The organism is Proteus mirabilis HI4320, from assembly GCF_000069965.1.
Taxonomy (GTDB): domain Bacteria; phylum Pseudomonadota; class Gammaproteobacteria; order Enterobacterales; family Enterobacteriaceae; genus Proteus; species Proteus mirabilis.
In genome coordinates this window covers 356,908-374,338 of the sequence record NC_010554.1, presented here as the reverse complement: position 1 = coordinate 374,338, position 17,431 = coordinate 356,908, and the positions used below count along the sequence as shown (strand labels likewise).

At 32.5% G+C, this 17,431-nt stretch carries 16 protein-coding genes and 2 pseudogenes; 8 read left to right on the top strand and 10 right to left on the bottom strand.

The features are described from left to right. Positions 1-2 precede the first annotated feature (2 nt). The 4 genes and pseudogenes from PMI_RS01520 to pilL2 form a co-directional block, all read right to left on the bottom strand. Entirely contained in the window at positions 3-569 is a 567-nt protein-coding gene (locus PMI_RS01520; RefSeq protein ID WP_223293427.1) for a hypothetical protein, read from the bottom strand. Positions 570-623: 54 nt separating this feature from the next. After that, a pseudogene (locus PMI_RS18825) lies at positions 624-884 on the bottom strand (TIGR03747 family integrating conjugative element membrane protein); the annotation flags it as partial. A 15-nt stretch (positions 885-899) separates the two neighbouring features. Next, positions 900-1,604 carry a TIGR03759 family integrating conjugative element protein gene (locus tag PMI_RS01515; protein ID WP_012367552.1) on the bottom strand — a complete coding sequence of 235 codons (705 nt, stop codon included), beginning with the start codon at positions 1,602-1,604 and terminating at the stop codon, positions 900-902. Beyond that, on the bottom strand, positions 1,601-2,155 hold the full coding sequence (pilL2, locus tag PMI_RS01510; RefSeq protein WP_012367551.1) for a PFGI-1 class ICE element type IV pilus protein PilL2: 555 nt from the start codon (positions 2,153-2,155) through the stop codon (positions 1,601-1,603). The genes PMI_RS01515 and pilL2 overlap by 4 nt, the downstream gene beginning before the upstream one ends. 252 nt (positions 2,156-2,407) lie before the next feature. Here pilL2 and PMI_RS19515 point away from each other — a divergent pair, with 252 nt between their 5' ends. The 3 genes from PMI_RS19515 to PMI_RS01500 all read left to right on the top strand — a co-directional run bounded on the left by PMI_RS19515 (position 2,408) and on the right by PMI_RS01500 (position 5,255). Further along, complete coding sequence (locus PMI_RS19515) at positions 2,408-3,388, top strand: AbiJ-related protein (RefSeq protein WP_012367550.1); 981 nt, start codon at positions 2,408-2,410, stop codon at positions 3,386-3,388. Between the two features lie 561 nt (positions 3,389-3,949). Then, complete coding sequence (locus PMI_RS19510; protein ID WP_053089301.1) at positions 3,950-4,402, top strand: AAA family ATPase; 453 nt, start codon at positions 3,950-3,952, stop codon at positions 4,400-4,402. Further along, the gene (locus tag PMI_RS01500) at positions 4,395-5,255 is read left to right on the top strand and encodes an HNH endonuclease (RefSeq protein WP_012367549.1); all 861 of its coding nucleotides are present in this window, start codon (positions 4,395-4,397) and stop codon (positions 5,253-5,255) included. The genes PMI_RS19510 and PMI_RS01500 overlap by 8 nt, the downstream gene beginning before the upstream one ends. 993 nt (positions 5,256-6,248) lie before the next feature. On the opposite strand, the pseudogene PMI_RS01490 reads toward PMI_RS01500, so the two are convergent. Then, positions 6,249-6,799, bottom strand: a pseudogene (locus PMI_RS01490) (recombinase family protein). A 287-nt stretch (positions 6,800-7,086) separates the two neighbouring features. On the opposite strand from PMI_RS01490, the gene PMI_RS01485 reads away from it, so the two are divergent. The 5 genes from PMI_RS01485 to PMI_RS01470 all read left to right on the top strand — a co-directional run bounded on the left by PMI_RS01485 (position 7,087) and on the right by PMI_RS01470 (position 13,890). Continuing rightward, the gene (locus PMI_RS01485) at positions 7,087-7,857 is read left to right on the top strand and encodes a phosphoribosyltransferase (RefSeq protein ID WP_004244852.1); all 771 of its coding nucleotides are present in this window, start codon (positions 7,087-7,089) and stop codon (positions 7,855-7,857) included. Positions 7,858-9,032: 1,175 nt separating this feature from the next. Continuing rightward, complete coding sequence (gene speFL / locus PMI_RS19215; protein WP_107034653.1) at positions 9,033-9,140, top strand: leader peptide SpeFL; 108 nt, start codon at positions 9,033-9,035, stop codon at positions 9,138-9,140. 373 nt (positions 9,141-9,513) lie between these two features. Beyond that, complete coding sequence (gene speF, locus PMI_RS01480; protein ID WP_012367547.1) at positions 9,514-11,676, top strand: ornithine decarboxylase SpeF; 2,163 nt, start codon at positions 9,514-9,516, stop codon at positions 11,674-11,676. Between the two features lie 63 nt (positions 11,677-11,739). Continuing rightward, on the top strand, positions 11,740-13,068 hold the full coding sequence (potE, locus tag PMI_RS01475; RefSeq protein WP_004247370.1) for a putrescine-ornithine antiporter: 1,329 nt from the start codon (positions 11,740-11,742) through the stop codon (positions 13,066-13,068). A gap of 129 nt (positions 13,069-13,197) precedes the next feature. Then, entirely contained in the window at positions 13,198-13,890 is a 693-nt protein-coding gene (locus PMI_RS01470) for a TetR/AcrR family transcriptional regulator (RefSeq protein ID WP_012367546.1), read from the top strand. Between the two features lie 118 nt (positions 13,891-14,008). On the opposite strand, the gene PMI_RS01465 is transcribed toward PMI_RS01470, so the two are convergent. From PMI_RS01465 to PMI_RS01445, 5 genes are read right to left on the bottom strand one after another with little or no spacing between them, the layout of a single operon-like run. Further along, entirely contained in the window at positions 14,009-15,160 is a 1,152-nt protein-coding gene (locus PMI_RS01465) for an MrpH family fimbial adhesin (RefSeq protein ID WP_004247356.1), read from the bottom strand. Between the two features lie 12 nt (positions 15,161-15,172). After that, entirely contained in the window at positions 15,173-15,688 is a 516-nt protein-coding gene (locus PMI_RS01460) for a fimbrial protein (RefSeq protein ID WP_036900794.1), read from the bottom strand. 20 nt (positions 15,689-15,708) lie between these two features. Beyond that, positions 15,709-16,242 (bottom strand): fimbrial protein, encoded by a 534-nt coding sequence (locus PMI_RS01455; RefSeq protein WP_012367545.1) that lies wholly within the window; start codon positions 16,240-16,242, stop codon positions 15,709-15,711. After that, positions 16,235-16,663 (bottom strand): hypothetical protein, encoded by a 429-nt coding sequence (locus PMI_RS01450; protein WP_004247353.1) that lies wholly within the window; start codon positions 16,661-16,663, stop codon positions 16,235-16,237. Before PMI_RS01450 ends, PMI_RS01455 begins: the two co-directional genes overlap by 8 nt. Positions 16,664-16,694: 31 nt before the next feature. Further along, positions 16,695-17,426, bottom strand: coding sequence for a fimbrial biogenesis chaperone (locus PMI_RS01445; protein ID WP_004247352.1), 732 nt, complete (start codon positions 17,424-17,426; stop codon positions 16,695-16,697). Positions 17,427-17,431 lie beyond the last annotated feature (5 nt).

Here is a 17,431-nt window from a genome sequence, read left to right as displayed (position 1 = left end):
AATCACTCACTATCAACTGAGCGGTTATTTTGCTCAAACCAATTTAATAAATCTTCTGCTGAGCGGTAAAGTATTTCTTTTGAACCATCACCAGTTAAATCCTGAAAACCATGTTTTTCAACATAGTATGTTGCAACATTTTCATTTATAGGAAACATGAGCCGTACACCCGTCCCTTGTGTCAGTAACAGAAAAAACACTATGGTATAAAGCATAAACTTAAGCGTATTTCCATCAAGAATAGATGGTTTAATTTGAAAGTTCTGAATCATTTCAATATTCAATACATTATCAGAGCAATATTCACAAATGCAGGCTCCAGCAGGCCTATTTTGCATATCTAAAAACTTAAAACAAAAGCTAAATCCATTATCATTTTGAAATGTTTGTCCTGCGTGATCCCAAGGAAGTTGCCTCTCTGGCGGAAAATTTCTAGTACTTGCAATACACCATGCTAAGTCTGATTCATTTAATAAATATGCCATAAAAGATTGCTCAGACTGTTGAAATAACTCATTAGTTAATCTAATTGCCTCCTCACCACACTCTCGTATTGTTAACTCAGGCATCAGCAACTCCATCGCATCTTAATCTTAATCTTAATTAATAAAAAGGAATAATCCCTACAAATACTTTTTAAAACACCCTATTGTCACAGAAATAGCTATCCCTATCAAAAAGATAGAAGGCAACAACAAGAAATTCGGATAAACTGCAAATGGCAATGATAAATACAATACACAGAGGATATAAATTGCGGGCTTGATTATTCGCTTAGCATGATGATAAACAAAACTAGATTCATAAGCTGCACCATATCGACGTAAATCACGTCTGACCAAACCATCAACAACGGCGACTATTATCACCAAGATAAACAATGGAGATAAATAAAAAAACTAATCGACTCTTTGCCATCCTTGCGTTCCTTGTTGTAAAACAACAGGCATTATTCCATTGCCATGCTTTAGCCATATCCCGTTATCATGGTTTAATGTGATATGGCGATTTTTTACCTTTTCGATAGGAATATGATGTTTTTTAGCCCAATTTCGTATCACATCATCTTTCCCCCCACTTCCCACTAAATAGATATCAATAGGTTGATTTAGTTTGATAAGCTGAGCGAGTTTTACCTCACAAATAGAACAACTTTCTTTTACAAATAAAGCCTGACGACTTTCTCTCATTTCATTTTGAATTGGTAAAATTTCAGGATAAAGACGAAGCCATGCTTGATTCGCCTCTCGCTGAAAGGCTAATTCTGCTTCAACACGCTGAAATTCTTGCCTCACCACTAATTCAGCAAAATAACGTCGCTCCTCATAAGTACGAGCTTCAATACCTAATAAAGTTAAGGGATCTAAATTCGGTGAAAACAGCCCTCGTTTCCCCTTTTTTAGCATTTCATAACGTTGCCATTCTTTCTCTGTTAATTTCCATTCTTGAGCATTTTCAGCGATTAGTGATTGTTCTAATGCCTGTTGCTCTGTTTTTAAAACTTGATGTTGACTTTGATCCGCCATTCCTTCTGTTGACAATGTCAACACGCTAATCCCCAATGAGACTAAAAATTGAGAATTCAATATAGATTGAATTTTCATTGCAACATCCTATCCGCTGATAATGTTGAGTTTGTGAGTATTTCTGTCGGTAATTGGTAACCTTCTCGCAATGAATGACAAATTATTCGTTGTACTGCATCAATCTCAAGTTGCCATGCAACACCTGCCAATACTTGCAAAGCCTGCTTTAAGCGCATAGGCCCTAATTGATGATGTACAACAGGAAGTTTTTGGTTATAGAGTACTTGATTAGACGACGTTGTCTTACATAAAGAATATCCCGACGGTTGTAAAATATAACGCATTGCATCACTAACAGAGGATTGTTGAGAAGTTGGGATATGAACATCAATTATTTGTTCGATCGGGTCACTTTGAGCCAACGTTGGAGATGTATTTATCAATAGATAGCGATCATAACGCACAACTTTTGGTGTTGTTAGATAGAGATCGGGCTGTGCTATTTGAATGTTTTTATTGAGAATGATCGAGCGAGGTTCAGTTTCAAGTTGCTGAAGTTTTTCTTTCGGAGTACAAGCCGTTATAAATAAGGTAGTGAAACAGATTATAAAGGAAATAGGTTTGTTCATAAGGACTCTCTGTTACAAAGAGTCCAACTTTGATGGATTGTTGGTTAAGGGGCAATGAGGAAGTGTTTATAAAAATAGTCTGATTAAGTGTCATTATTGAATGATATTAATTTTATACATATAATTAAAAATAATTTATTTCAACTTTTTTTTAAAAAAATTTCGCACATATAATAAAAATAAATAACACTACTTTTATCATTCACAATGATTATATTACTATACAAAAAATTCATTACATAAAGTGATAAAATGTTTACTATACCTATTGATAAAAAATGCAAATTAGAAATTATTAATACTTTGGCGACAATGGAATCTGAGTTATTTAAAAACATTTCCCCCTTGGAATTTTTTGATTCTATTTTAAACTTAAGGATTTTAGCTTCTGAAGATCCTCGTTATCAAGATGCATATGGAGATTTAAATCAACACTACATTAATAATAATGATTGGACTCTAGAGTATATCCTCCTTGAAAGATTTGACTTTTTAAAATCAGACGAATTATTTACCCTATTACTCAACACACTGGTATCTCCATCCATAATGAAAATAGGTGTGAATGAAATTTCTTACATCTATAACAAGTTAAATCCAATTTTAATTATATATAACATAGAGTATCAATTAAATGGACACGATGAAAATAATATACCAATTTATGAACTATCTAATTTTAATAATGATGATGAATTTAAAGATATAAAAAATAACAACATTCCCTTTATAATAAAAAACAATAAAAATAAAGAAAACGAATATTTTAAATTAATAGAAATTAACTGGAATGATTTCGGAAGATATAATAAATTTCTATTGTCTTATTATAAAAATCAAAAAGAATACATCATTGGAGACTTAAAAATAATCTCTAAAGAAGATATAAGTACAACAAATGAGATAAAAAATAATTTTTTTAAATTAGATAATAAACATTGTTCTCTAGGTCAAAAATTTGAATATTATGAGAATATATTTAAAGGTAATGCATTATCAATACTAAAAGCACTAAATGATGTAGCTTTCTTTACTAAAATACAAGAGTCATTTGAACATTTATCTCAATTTAAAGATAGTTTAATTCGATATGACGAACAAGAGCAGTTATTAAGACAGGCTAGGCATCGAATAAGAAAATACGATTTAAGTCAACTTTATTCCTTCGAATATATATTTAAACCTGATTACATTGATGATGAAGATAAATTAAAGTTAACTTTTAACTTTTAACTTTTAACTTTTAACTTTTAACTTTTAACTTTTAACTTTTAACTTTTAACTTTTAACTTTAATGATAAGTCTATTTTAAAAAATAGAGTATATGCATTGATTGGTAATAATGGTGTAGGAAAGACACAATTGGTATCAAAATTACCTTGTGATATCGCCAATGATAATAAAAATTTATTCTCAGGTAAAGTTCCACTATTTAGTAAGATAATAGCCGTTTCATACAGTATATTTGATAAATTTTCTATTCCTGAAAATTCATCTAAAATAAATTACATCTATTGTGGATTAAGAAAAAAAATAAAAACAAAGAAAGTTATATATCAGAAGAAGAGTTAAAAACTCGTTTCTTCAAGTCCATGAAAAATATTATATACAAAGATAGGTTAATAAGTTGGATGCATATTAATAGTGAGTTTTTCACACCTGAATTAATAGCTACTTGGATAAAAACCGTTTCAAATTCATCAACCAATAGTATTGACTATGAAATTAATCGTATTGAATTAGAAAAATCAATAAAAAAAATTAAGCTCAGGGCAAGCTATTTTCTTATATATTATGACTGAAATTATTGCTAATATAAGATATGACTCATTAATAATTTTTGATGAACCAGAAACACACTTACACCCTAATGCCATATCTCAGTTAATTAATAGCATTCACTCTCTTGCTGATCAATTTAAATCTTACTGTATAATAGCACCCCATTCTCCAATTATTGTTCAAGGGATTTTATCTAAAAATATTTTTGTCATAAAAAATGAAAATAAAGTATTAAGTGTAACACATCCATCGCTGGAAACATTTGGTGAAAACTTGTCAAAAATTACTGATGATATTTTCGGTGCGAGAGATACACCACAATATTTTAGAAAAAAAATAGAAGATCAAATTAAAATTGGATATAGTATTGATGATATTAGAAAATCCATTCAATCTGATGGAGTTCCTCTTAGTTTAAATCTTTCCATTTTATTACAAAACATGGAGATCAAAAATAATGATTAACTTAACTCCATATTCTGATTCTAGTATCTCTTTTTTACGTTCAATTATTAACTCAAAAAATAGAGGAGATTATAAAGATAGAATATCTAATTTATTTAATTCATTAAATACCTATTATCAAAATTATGATACATCTTTTGATAATAATACTTTAAATCTTATTCAACAATCGCTTATTTTTTCAGATTTAGAAAAAAAAGATTTACTCAAACTATATAATTATAGTTCAAAACCATTTGCAAATTTTAAGAATCAATTATTAAAATTACCAAATGGTAGAGATATGGATACTTGTCAGTATTGCACTTTAAATAGCGTAAATACATTAGATCATATTATTCCTAAAGAAAATTATCCTGAATATGCAGTACATCCTAAAAATTTATTTCCAGCTTGTAGTCAATGCAACAGCAAAAAATCAAATAAATGGTTAGATAATAATAATAACTTTGAGTTTATAAACTTATATTCACATGACCTACCCAATTTACAATATCTTTTTGCAAACATTAATTTAATTGGTAATACTTTCAATGTTAACTTTGAATTAAGAAATGAAAATAACATTAATGAAGATATTTTCATGCTAATTGAAAGACATTATATCAATCTTGATTTGTTAAATAGATTTAAATCAAAATCAAATGAAAAAATAGCACAATTTGAAAATATCATAATTTCAAACATAGAGAGCTTTGATATACTTCTTTCTTCTGCACTAAACTCTGCTCTAGTTGCAGTTAATAAGAGTAGACTTATTTTTGGGGCAAATCATTGGGAACAAATATTATACCTTGGATTAATAAACGGCTCTGCATTTAGAACTTATTGTAACAATAAAGGCTATCAATAATATTTTGAAAAATTAGTTAGTAGAAAAATATTTTTATATATTTAAAGTAATAATGAATAAAAAATAACTTATTATTACCAACCTAAAAGGTTCTATTTACCAAAGAACCTTTTTTTTGTAAATTAAAGTTATTTCATTACAAACTGACTATCTCGCTCTGCTTTTTTCTTAGTCTTATGAAAACGCTGAAATAATTCTTTCTTTAAGTTTTGATAGCATCATCGTTAACTTTTTTGTTTTTCTTTTTAGAGATTTCTTTGTATAACAAAACAAATTTCCTCTATATGAACTTTTAGATTTTTTGATTCAGCGTGGTTATTAATTTATCGAATATAAACTCTTCTAAGCTCTTCCTGTATGCTTGGGAAGTTAAAATATCACCTCATAACAGTCATTAGTATATACCTAAAATTTGTTATTCTATCGGTTATAAAATCTAAAAATTGACTCTTGAGGTACACTTATTTACAACTCCCATCCAATGCTGTACAGTTCATTATGAGTGAATTTAGCTAGTGCATCCATAGATTCAATTCCTATGCCTACATTCCTCATCACAGCTCTCCTAATAATTGTGTTTACCCGTTACTTCAACGTGTTACTTAACGATTACGTCAGCAAGGAAAAGCTTATGAGTAAATTATTCCGCCATATAGTACTATATGCATCTTGTTTTATTGAAACCGTATGGGCAGGGATGATAAGTGTGGTAGTGGGTCTGATGACTGGCGGTGTCCAAATTACTTTGGCACTAGCTAAATTTTCTCGATTTTTTATTTTTCACCTAAAGCAACCACACCCAAAATATTATCCAATATACTAAATCACTTCATACATATTCCTTTATTTTGGTCTTTCGTGCTTTTTGTACTAAGCATGATCGTTTTTCTCATTTTTTAATACACAACGTAATTAGCAACGTTTTCTACTGGCACATTGCAGTCTATTAGTTTGCTTTTACATTACTGCTATGTCACTGCTCATACACTACATTTATATTTCTTCATTCAAGATTTTATAAACCGTAGAACGAGCTACTTTCATTTCTTTGGCTATTGCGGTTCCTCCCCACCCACTTCGTTTTAGCTCAATAATTCTTTCGCGATCCACTGAACGCTTGCGTCCAAATTTTACCCCTTTGAGCAAAGCTTCTTGCCTGCCCTCATTGTTCGTTCCAAAATTCTTTGTCTTTCTGCTTCTGCCACCGCGGATAAAATGGTGACCACCATTTTTCCCATTGTTCCTTCTGTACTTATACCATCATCCAAAAATCGAACAGCTACACCCATTGAATCGAATTCTTTTATCAACTGAATCATATCCGCAGTATCTCGTCCGAGACGGTCGAGTTTTTTCACAAGAATAATATCACCGCATTCAACTTTAATTTTGAGTAACTGCAATCCATCACGATTAATGTGACTTCCTGATCCTTTATCGCTAAATAAGCGATGCTTTGCCACTCCGGCATCAATCAATGCTTTCTTTTGAGTATCGAGAGATTGCTGGCTAGTAGATACCCTTGCATAACCAAATAGGCGCAAAATATGTCTCCTAAGTCATTATCAGACAACAAGTGTCTATTAATTGAAAATATCGAATAAATAGACACTCTTTTCATATTATTTTTAAGTGTCCGAAATATTATGATAAAAAAGACACACTATGAAAGTCTGGACTTCGATTAACAATTATTATATTAAATAACTTAATAAATTAAATTATTAATGTAATTATATATTCTAAATAATACATTGCCTTATTTTAATATAGCTCTGCTATTTTCTCTCTGTTATACTTTCCTTCTCTTCTCGGACTAGCATATGTATTTATGGGATTAATAATTCAAGAGCAATGTGTTATTGTTGATCATAATTGCCCCGACTGGCTAATAACTCAGTCTGAAGGGAATCCAACTATTGATTATACAGATGGCTTAAAAGTTTATGCTATTTTTAAAAGACAATTCCTTTCAGGTAAAAGAAGACGTAATAGAAAACAACGTCAACTGGGGGATAATTGTCCTTTAATTTATGCTTTGAAAAAAAAGGATGATTTATATACAAATATTTCTAGCATAAAAAAACTCAATGATAGCTTCAAAATCATTTGCAATAAACTTATGGAATTAGAACCTAAAGGGTATCAACTAATAATATCAATGCCTTCAGCCCATAATATTAGCCCTATTATCGCAAAACGTTTAGCAAAAAAATTTAATGCCACATATTTAACTGATATTTTAAGAAAAATAACAGTCGATAATGCTTTTCAACTTCTCGATAAAGCAGATATTAATATTGAAGAGGCTAAAAGTCTTAGTTTCAAAATTAAATTACAAGCAAAAGAAGTTGGACTTAAAGGAGGGTTTTCACTAAAAAGTATCCCTACTGAATTTAGGAATATATTTCCACCATTTGTTTTAAACACACAAGCATCATCCAATACTGAAAAAATCAGAATATTACTTGTCGATGATCTTATGGCTACAGGAACAACATTAACTACAGCTAGGGATATCATTGCACAACAGTATCCAAATGCCATTATACATGCTATCTGCCTATTCAGTTCAATAAAAAAACAAAACAAAAAAACTTGATAATATCAAGATAAACGGGTATAAAGGCGTTATAGAGTGTGCTTGAGTCTCCCCGCTCTTAAAATCCAGATGAGACCCGCGTAAGCACCTGACTGAGGTCAGCTTGTAAAGAGCAAGTATCAGTCGATTAGGCAGCGGCTAATCCTTCAACACATATTGTTGTCGTAGAGAAATATCAAAAGGAGAACTTAGGTTCTCCTTTTACTTTTTAATCTTATGTGAAAAATTAACAAAGCATTCTTCCTTTCAAATTTCGTTACGACTATTTATCACACCCTTTATAAATACTTCTTAATACTCTCTACTATTACAAAATAGCTAGCCCTATTAAAAGAGTAAGTAATCAGAAACTAATTTTGTAATAAAAAACAGACTAGTTACGCCATAAATATACAGAAGAGAGCCTAAACTCTCTCTTTCTGCATCCAATAAATATTTATTTTATTGATTTCAATAAAGTATCAAAAACTTCATTCTGTGATGCTCTAATCCTTTTTCCTTTTGGAGTAATAAAGGTCACTTCTTTTCTACTATGACTACAAGCAGTACTAACTGTACTGCTTGTCTTCTCAAGTCTCAATATCAGAACCTCATTCTAAAGCGCTAACGCACAATTGAAAATAAAGTGACAAGCTCCTGCGAAGCACCGCATATTACCCTCCTACTGACCATTTGATATTAATTGGAATTTGAAGGCTTAAAGTTGTTATATGGATATCATTGTACTTTGGTCTATGACAAAAGAAACTGAGTTAGCCGGAAAACCACACCTTATATCGCGCCCCTGAAAGATGGGTTTTACGACGCACCTGATAAAAACGTCTTAAAGTGTTTTATGACTACACGAATAATTTAATAAAGGGAACATACACTATATTTATAATCAAAATAAAAAATATTTATTATATTTATACAAACAACCAACCCTATACATTCATAATGAAAATATTTTATATTTATTATATTGCTATTTATAATATAGACTTAGCGACTATATTAATTATAAGTTCTCTTATTAAAAACAAAACAACAAATAATTAACAAGCAACATATTAATTAAAGACAAAACTATTCTTAAAATGATATATTTTGATCTATATCACAGTATAATTCGGGTATTTAATTATATTAATTTATAGTTGTTATATAGGTCTTAATAATTAACGGATGCGAAAATGGAAAATAATAATCGATTTTGGCCACATATAAGACGTATTACACATATAATGATGTTTTCACATCGTTCATGTTTTGATTTTAATCTTTTCAACGCTCAAAGATAATCTCTCTATTGGCATCCATCACGTGGTTTGCATATTACCAGCGTATGGATAGTCAACCTCTTTACCATTATAAATCACATTTTATGTGACTATAATGGATTCTTATTGATCATTCATATTCCTGGTTTTTATGCATAGTAATGTGCAGTTAATTAGTTCTTATTATTGGTAATTTGGCTAAAAACATATTACTAAAATTATAAAAACCATCATTCTATACATTATTTTTATACGTGATGACATAAATATAAACGTGATTTTTATAACTCGACACTCTATCGAGGGAAAAAACTCGCATTTATAAAAATAAAAAACTGAAATATTTTTACTTAATATTTCAGCGAGAATTTTTTACCAAAAAAAGGTATTAAAAATGAAAAGTTATAAAATAGCGGTCAGCTACGATATGTCTGACTATATTTCAACCCACCGTGAATGTGTCGATATTCTACATACTGATTTTTCTGATGTTGCCGTGATTGTTATTTCACTTAATGACATTCAGAATGGAAAGCTTAATTTAATTGAACAAAATAGCTTTGAACAGCCTATTTTTGCCATTATTAATAAAGATGAAGTTATCCCTGCTAATATTATTAATCGATTAACTGGTGTAATTGATTTAAATAAAAAAAATAGTGAGTTATATAATAAACAACTAGAAACTGCAGCGTTAAAATATGAAGAGAGTCTATTACCTCCTTTTTTCGGCAGCTTAAAAAAATACGTTGAACAAGGAAATTCAGCTTTTGATTGTCCTGGGCATCAAGGAGGTGAATTTTTCCGCCGTCATCCTCTAGGTAACCAATTTGTCGAGTATTTTGGTGAAAACTTATTCCGCTCTGATTTATGTAATGCCGATGTTTCTATGGGTGATCTGCTGATCCACGAAGGTGCCCCATGTGCCGCACAACAACATGCAGCAAAAGTCTTTAATGCCGATAAAACTTATTTCGTACTTAATGGTACATCTTCCTCCAATAAAGTCGTTCTTAATGCCTTATTGGCACCAGATGACCTAGTATTATTTGATCGTAATAATCATAAATCAAACCATCACGGAGCATTAATTCAAGCAGGAGCAACGCCTGTTTATCTTGAAGCTGCACGTAACCCATTTGGGTTTATCGGTGGGATTGATGCTCACTGTTTTGAAGAAAAATATCTTCGTGAACTCATCAAAGAAGTCGCCCCTACACGTGCAAATGAAAAGCGCCCTTTCCGCCTAGCCGTTATCCAATTAGGTACCTATGACGGAACAATATATAACGCACGTCAGGTAGTCGATAAAATCGGACATTTATGTGACTACATTTTATTTGACTCCGCGTGGGTGGGCTATGAACAGTTTATTCCAATGATGAAAGATTGTTCTCCACTTCTACTTGAACTGAATGAAAACGATCCGGGGATCTTAGTTACACAATCTGTACATAAACAACAAGCGGGATTCTCTCAAACCTCACAGATCCACAAAAAAGATCGCCATATTAAAGGTCAAAAACGCTATGTAAATCATAAACGTCTCAATAACGCCTTTATGATGCATGCCTCAACTAGTCCATTCTACCCATTATTTGCAGCTTTGGATGTGAATGCCAAAATGCATGAAGGTGAGTCAGGTAAACGTTTATGGATGAATTGCGTAAAAACAGGGATTGAAACCCGTAAATTACTCCTGCAATCCTGTAAACATATTCGCCCGTTTATTCCAGAAACTATCGATGGCCGTGCATGGGAAGATTTTGATACTGATGAAATTGCCAATGATCTCCGATTCTTTAATTTTGTTCCGGGAGAGCGCTGGCACTCATTTGAGGGATATGAAGAAAATCAATACTTTGTTGATCCATGTAAATTACTACTAACCACCCCAGGTATTAATGCCAAAACAGGAAAATATGAATCATTTGGTGTTCCTGCCACCATTTTGGCGAACTATCTACGTGAAAATAACATTATTCCTGAAAAATGCGATCTTAACTCCATATTATTCCTGCTAACGCCTGCAGAAAGCATGGCGAAAATGCAGCATCTGGTCGCACAAATTGCTCGCTTTGAACAATTACTGGAACAAGATGCCCCACTGAAAGAGGTACTTCCATCAGTATATCATGCCAACCAAACACGTTATCAAGGATACACCATCCGTCAATTGTGCCAAGAAATGCATGATATGTATGTGAAATTTAATGTAAAACAACTGCAAAAAGAGATGTTCCGTAAATCACATTTCCCACAAGTCAGTATGTTACCTCAAGAAGCCAATATCGCTTTTGTGCGTGGCGAGGTGGAGTTAGTTGCCGTGGAAAAAATTGAAGGCCGTATCGCCGCCGAAGGTGCTCTACCTTATCCACCAGGAGTACTGTGTGTAGTGCCAGGGGAAATTTGGGGTGGCTCTGTACAGCAATATTTTCTAGCGCTAGAAGAAGGAATTAATCTATTCCCGGGATTCTCACCGGAATTACAAGGTGTATATATCCGCAATGATGAGGACGGTCGTCTGCGGGCATATGGCTATGTAATTAAGCACTGAGTTAATTAATTTATGCGTGACGGAGTGTGAATAAGCATGCTCCGTCAGCCGGAGAGTAAAACGATGAGTACTTCAAAAAATAAAATGAGTGTATTGCAACTCACTATATTAACTGCGGTGAATATGATGGGTTCCGGTATTATTATGCTACCGACCAAACTAGCCGAAGTAGGAACCATTTCTATTTTATCTTGGATTGTCACTGCAGTCGGCTCTATGGCTCTGGCCTATGCATTTGCTAAATGCGGTATGTTTAGCCGTCGTAGCGGAGGAATGGGAGGGTATGCCGAGTATGCCTTTGGCAAATCGGGGAATTTTATGGCCAATTATACCTATGGTATTTCCCTGTTAATTGCCAATGTCGCTATCGCAATTTCTGCTGTGGGTTATGGTGCCGAACTGATGGATGCGACAATGACTCCGTTAGGTATTTGTATTGCAACGATTGTTGTATTGTGGATCTGCACAATAGCAAATTTTGGTGGTGCGCGGATCACCGGACAAATAAGCAGCATCACTGTCTGGGGGGTGATCATCCCTGTTGTGGGTATTTCAATTATTGGCTGGTGGTGGTTCAATCCTGAACAATACATTAACTCTTGGAATCCACATAATTTTCCATTCTTTGAAGCCGTAGGCTCTTCTATTGCCATGACCTTATGGGCATTTTTAGGTATGGAATCAGCTTGTGCCAATAGTGAAGCAGTTGAAAATCCTGAAAAGAATGTTCCTATTGCTGTATTAGGTGGCACATTAGGTGCAGCCGTTATTTATATCGTATCAACAAATGTTATCGCAGGTATTGTGCCAAATATGGATCTGGCAAACTCTACCGCGCCATTTGGCTTAGCCTTCTCCCAAATGTTTACCCCAGGTGTTGGGAAAATCATTATGGCGCTAATGATTATGTCTTGTTGTGGATCTTTACTTGGCTGGCAGTTCACCATCGCACAAGTATTTAAGGCGTCATCGGATTCTGGTTATTTTCCAAAAATATTTTCTGCAGTTAGCAAAGCTGACGCCCCAGTAAAAGGAATGTTAGTTATTGTTGTTATTCAATCTGCACTGTCACTGATGACCATCAGCCCATCATTAAATAAACAGTTTAATGTACTCGTCAATCTAGCAGTTGTGACTAATATTATTCCTTACATCCTTTCTATGGCGGCAATGATTATTTTACAAAAAGTCGCCAAAGTGGAACCTCATAAAGCGAGAACCAGTAATATCATCGCATTCATTGGGGCCATTTATAGTTTCTATGCTCTGTATTCATCTGGTGAAGACGCTGTAATGTGGGGGGCATTAGCCACATTCTTGGGATGGACACTATATGGTTTTGTCTCCCCACGATTTGAAATGAAACAAAACCAAGACCTAATGACAAAATAACACACGCTATTCGTTATATTCCTCCCGCATAAAATTTCAGCGGGAGGGACTTTTCTCACAACAAAATAATCAGCATTGACAGGTACTCAATAAGCTACCTGTATGCTCCCCTGTCGTGGAGATAGCAAAATGATGATATCAGAAATCACCAAACTGAAACGAGGACGTCCCCCCAAAAATCATAGTCCTAATACAGATGTAAAAAATATAGTTATTCAAAGTGGTATAGAAATGTTTGCTGAAAAAGGCTATATCAGTTCAGACATTTGTAAGATATTAGAAAAAGTTGGTATCCCGAAAGGATCATTTTATTATTACTTTGGTAGTAAAGAAAAATTTGGTTTAGTCGTCATCCAACATTATGACAACTTTATTTCTAAGCAACTAGATAACTATTTGTCTTATACTGCATTACCTTTCCCCAAAAGACTATTAGCATTTTGTCACATGATAAAATCAGAAATGGAAAAGTATCATTGGCAACGAGGATGCTTAGTAAGTAATCTCATACAAGATATTGTTAATTTACCCATTAACTATTATAAAATACTGAATAATGTGATTTCTGGATGGCAGAAAAAGGTAGAAAATTATCTTCTAGAAGCACAAAAATATAAGTTTATATCTAAAAACATTGATTGTAGACAAATGGCTATTTTTTTCTGGATGGGTTGGCAAGGAGCAATAATGCAAGCAAAACTAACCTGCTCTAATCAGCCACTAGATATATTTATCTCTATTTTTATGGCGCAGGTGTTTGGTATTCATTATCAAGCGTCAGAATATCCCATTCTATTTAATAAAAATACTTTTACTAACTAATTTTTTTAAAAAAAAGAAACAACTTATCAATAAAGATTTATTATTAAGTTAATTTCTAAAAAATGTAAAAAAGGCTCTACTTATCTAATAATAAATAGGCCTTATTTAGATAAATATATCAATCAAACGTAGCGATTAGCCAAGCTGAACCTTTATAATCTCCAGCTATCGCATTTGTTCCTTGAAGATGGCTGGTTATCTTAATTGTTCTCAAATCATTAATGTCAATTTTAAAATCTTTACCTTTTTGCCCGGTTATTTCATCTGTCATGGTCAATTCACTATAAATTTTATTATTGCTGTTTTGGGTACTCACCATCGGTAATCTTTTTTGAGGATCGTTATCAGTTATATAATCGAGACGTAATCTCACTTTTGTTGCTTTTGAAAAAACACAATTATAAGTTACACTTTCTGTAACTAAGCTGTCATAATTTAATGTATTGAGTTGCCCATGCTTTAAATTTAAAGTACTTACTTGTCCTGTACTTGTTACTGTTTTACAAGAAGAAGTTACGTTTAATTGTGATGCTGCTAATCGCATAGGAACAGTGACATCATTCAATGCCCAAGAATTTTGAGGAGGACTCGTTCCTGATCGTGTAAATGCACGAACATAACCTCCTAGATCCATTTCAGGTATAGGTAGCTGAGAATCAATAACCATATCATTTATATAAAATGTCACACTGATTGGAAATTGTACAGTAAATTCACTGGCATGAGCAGTTAATGTTGGTGTAGCCTGTTCACAAACAGATCCTCTTATATTTACCCAATTCAACATTTGAGTATCAATGGTCATTACCAAATTACTATTAATACGATATGCCATATGGCCTTCTATATTGGTACCAGCCATAGGTACATATGTAAACAAGCGATGATATGCATTATTCCAAGAAATATTTGTTGAAGCATGTCCCCAAGTAAGCCCGATGCACTGAACAATCCCCGATACACTTACACTAGATGGTGTATTATTGATCACAATCGTATTACCAACTTTATAATAGTTTTTACCATCTGTACCTTTCACTGGATTTAATGCAATAGGACTGTTACTTGCCAATTTAATCATATAGCCAGTGTTTATATCTTGAATTCTTGGCGCATAATCTGCAATAGCAATAGATGTAAATATAAAATTAATAAAAAAAACACTTAATAATATTAAGAAATAAATTAGGTCATTTAATAAAGGTATTATTACATTATTTAATGCTATTTCTTTTTTCCACGAGGAAAATTTATGTATTAGTTTCAACATAAAAAATATCCATTAGTTATAAGTCACTGAAATAGTAACTATTGAATTGAACTTCCCTAGTTTTAATTGATTAATAGGCACTGTATTTACTAACTGAGCTTGTAAGTCAACACGATAAAGAGTTGAATTAATTCGTTCTGGATTGATTTTATGCTTTTTACTTGTTTCCAGTGAACGAATAGTTCCACCAGTCACTTCATTAATATCTATACCTAACCCATCAGTACTTGTTGCTAATATATTTTTTCCTTTATATAAAAGCGTACTTCCTCCTTTTGGGTTTAAAACAATGGCTAATGTATTATTAAAATTACAGTCTGATATATAAAGTGAAAAATCTTTTACCACAGGAGATTTAGTCAGTGAAGATATCGTCAATGTATCAAAACCAATTTTTAATGGAGCACTACCATTTTCACTACGTATATTACAAACAGGTTCAACCATTGTTGCAGATATATTAATAAAAATATCAGCATTACATACTAGAGAAATAAATAATAAAGCTACACCCAATAAATTTTTCATTTTATTTAGCCATATTAGCACTATTCATACTCCACATTAAAAGTTACGATACTGGAAAATTCACCAATCTTAATTTCTCCTATTGCTGGCTTACGGACAAAAACACCAAACTCAAATTGTTGTGAACCATCAACAACACTTACATCTCCAATTGTCATCGGTTTATTCCATATAACAGACCTTCCATTATTATCAATAATTCCTAATAGTGCTCCACTATCCCCTTTAGTAATAAGAAAATGATTACCATCGATATCAACTAATTCGTTACTTTTCCAGGTTAATTTAATACTTTTCTGTAAGTCAGTTTCACTACACTTATCAATCGCAATCGTGAAATGAGTCACTTTACTAATTTCATTTTCATTAATAAATTGCCAACGTAGATTGTGTAAAGTAACTTTTTTATTTATTGATTCTGAAGCGACTTGGCATGCAACACTGATTAACTCACCGCTAAATTCAACATCTAAATTATTGGCCGCTAATGCTTGAGACTGCCAATTACATATTGTTAAAGAAATAAGCCCTAGAAATTTCACCATCTTATTCATAACTTACCTCTAAACGTAATATATGTTGATCTTTCATTAAGGTGGGTAAATATATTGGATTATTGCCATTGTGTAATGAAAGTGAATAATCTTCAGAAAATAGCCTTCGTTGTATATCATAATAACGAATACTTGCAGGAGTATTTGCTGTTACATCAAATAAGTTTATGGTGCGATAATCTTTTCCAGCTCCACATCCAATCAAACTTAAATTATTATCAAAAGATAAATTACAAGGCGCATTAAACAGAGTGGCTCTCACTTGAACTACTCCTTGATGTAATGGCTCATAAACTGATTGTTTTGTCGTAGTACTCACGATAGAACTTTCGGCTATAATAAATTGACTGAATGCACAGCCAACAATGAGTAAAAGCACTTTGAACCATTTGGCTATTTTAAAAACGTGATATTTACTCATTACTTTTCCTATATTCCAATATTGTTAAGAATTATTGTTCACCAGTTACCACACAGGTATCACCTTGGCAACGAAATACCAACGATGGTTTACCACCATAATCATTAATATAAGTAAGATAAGGTGTAGATAATATAGAAGACGCAATATCATGAGTCGATTTAGGTGGCACCATGACAACATCAAAAGGATTTTTTTCAGCGGCTGCTTTACTATTTCCAAATCCAATTATTGTTAAATTAAAAGGCGTTATATTATTAACTCGGTAGCCTTGAGCCGTTTTGGTTAATGTCACTTTATGTGTCCATTTAGTTTCTGCTTCAGATAAAATACTATTTGGACGATAAAATAGTTTTACACGAGATTGCAAAGCAATTTGTAATGTATTGCCATCTGTTGATTTCGGTGGTACTTCACGTAAATTAAAATAAAATACCGACTCTCTATCTTGTGGTAATTTATGTAATTCTGGTGTTGTACTTAACCTAACTAAACTATAACTATTTGGCTCGATTCTCTGTAATGGAGGCGTTGCTAAAATAGCACCTTTAGTTAATTTATTCCCCTGCAAATCTTCTATCCAACTTTGTGCGAGATAAGCTTCTTCAGGATTATCATTAGAAATAGTAATATTAATTGACTTTTCCGTTCCAGGGAAAATAATACGCGTTCTATCTAATGTCACAGCACTATGTGCCGCCATCGAAATAAATATGGAATACCCAACAAGAATACAATATAACCCACGACTAAAATTAAACATAACTA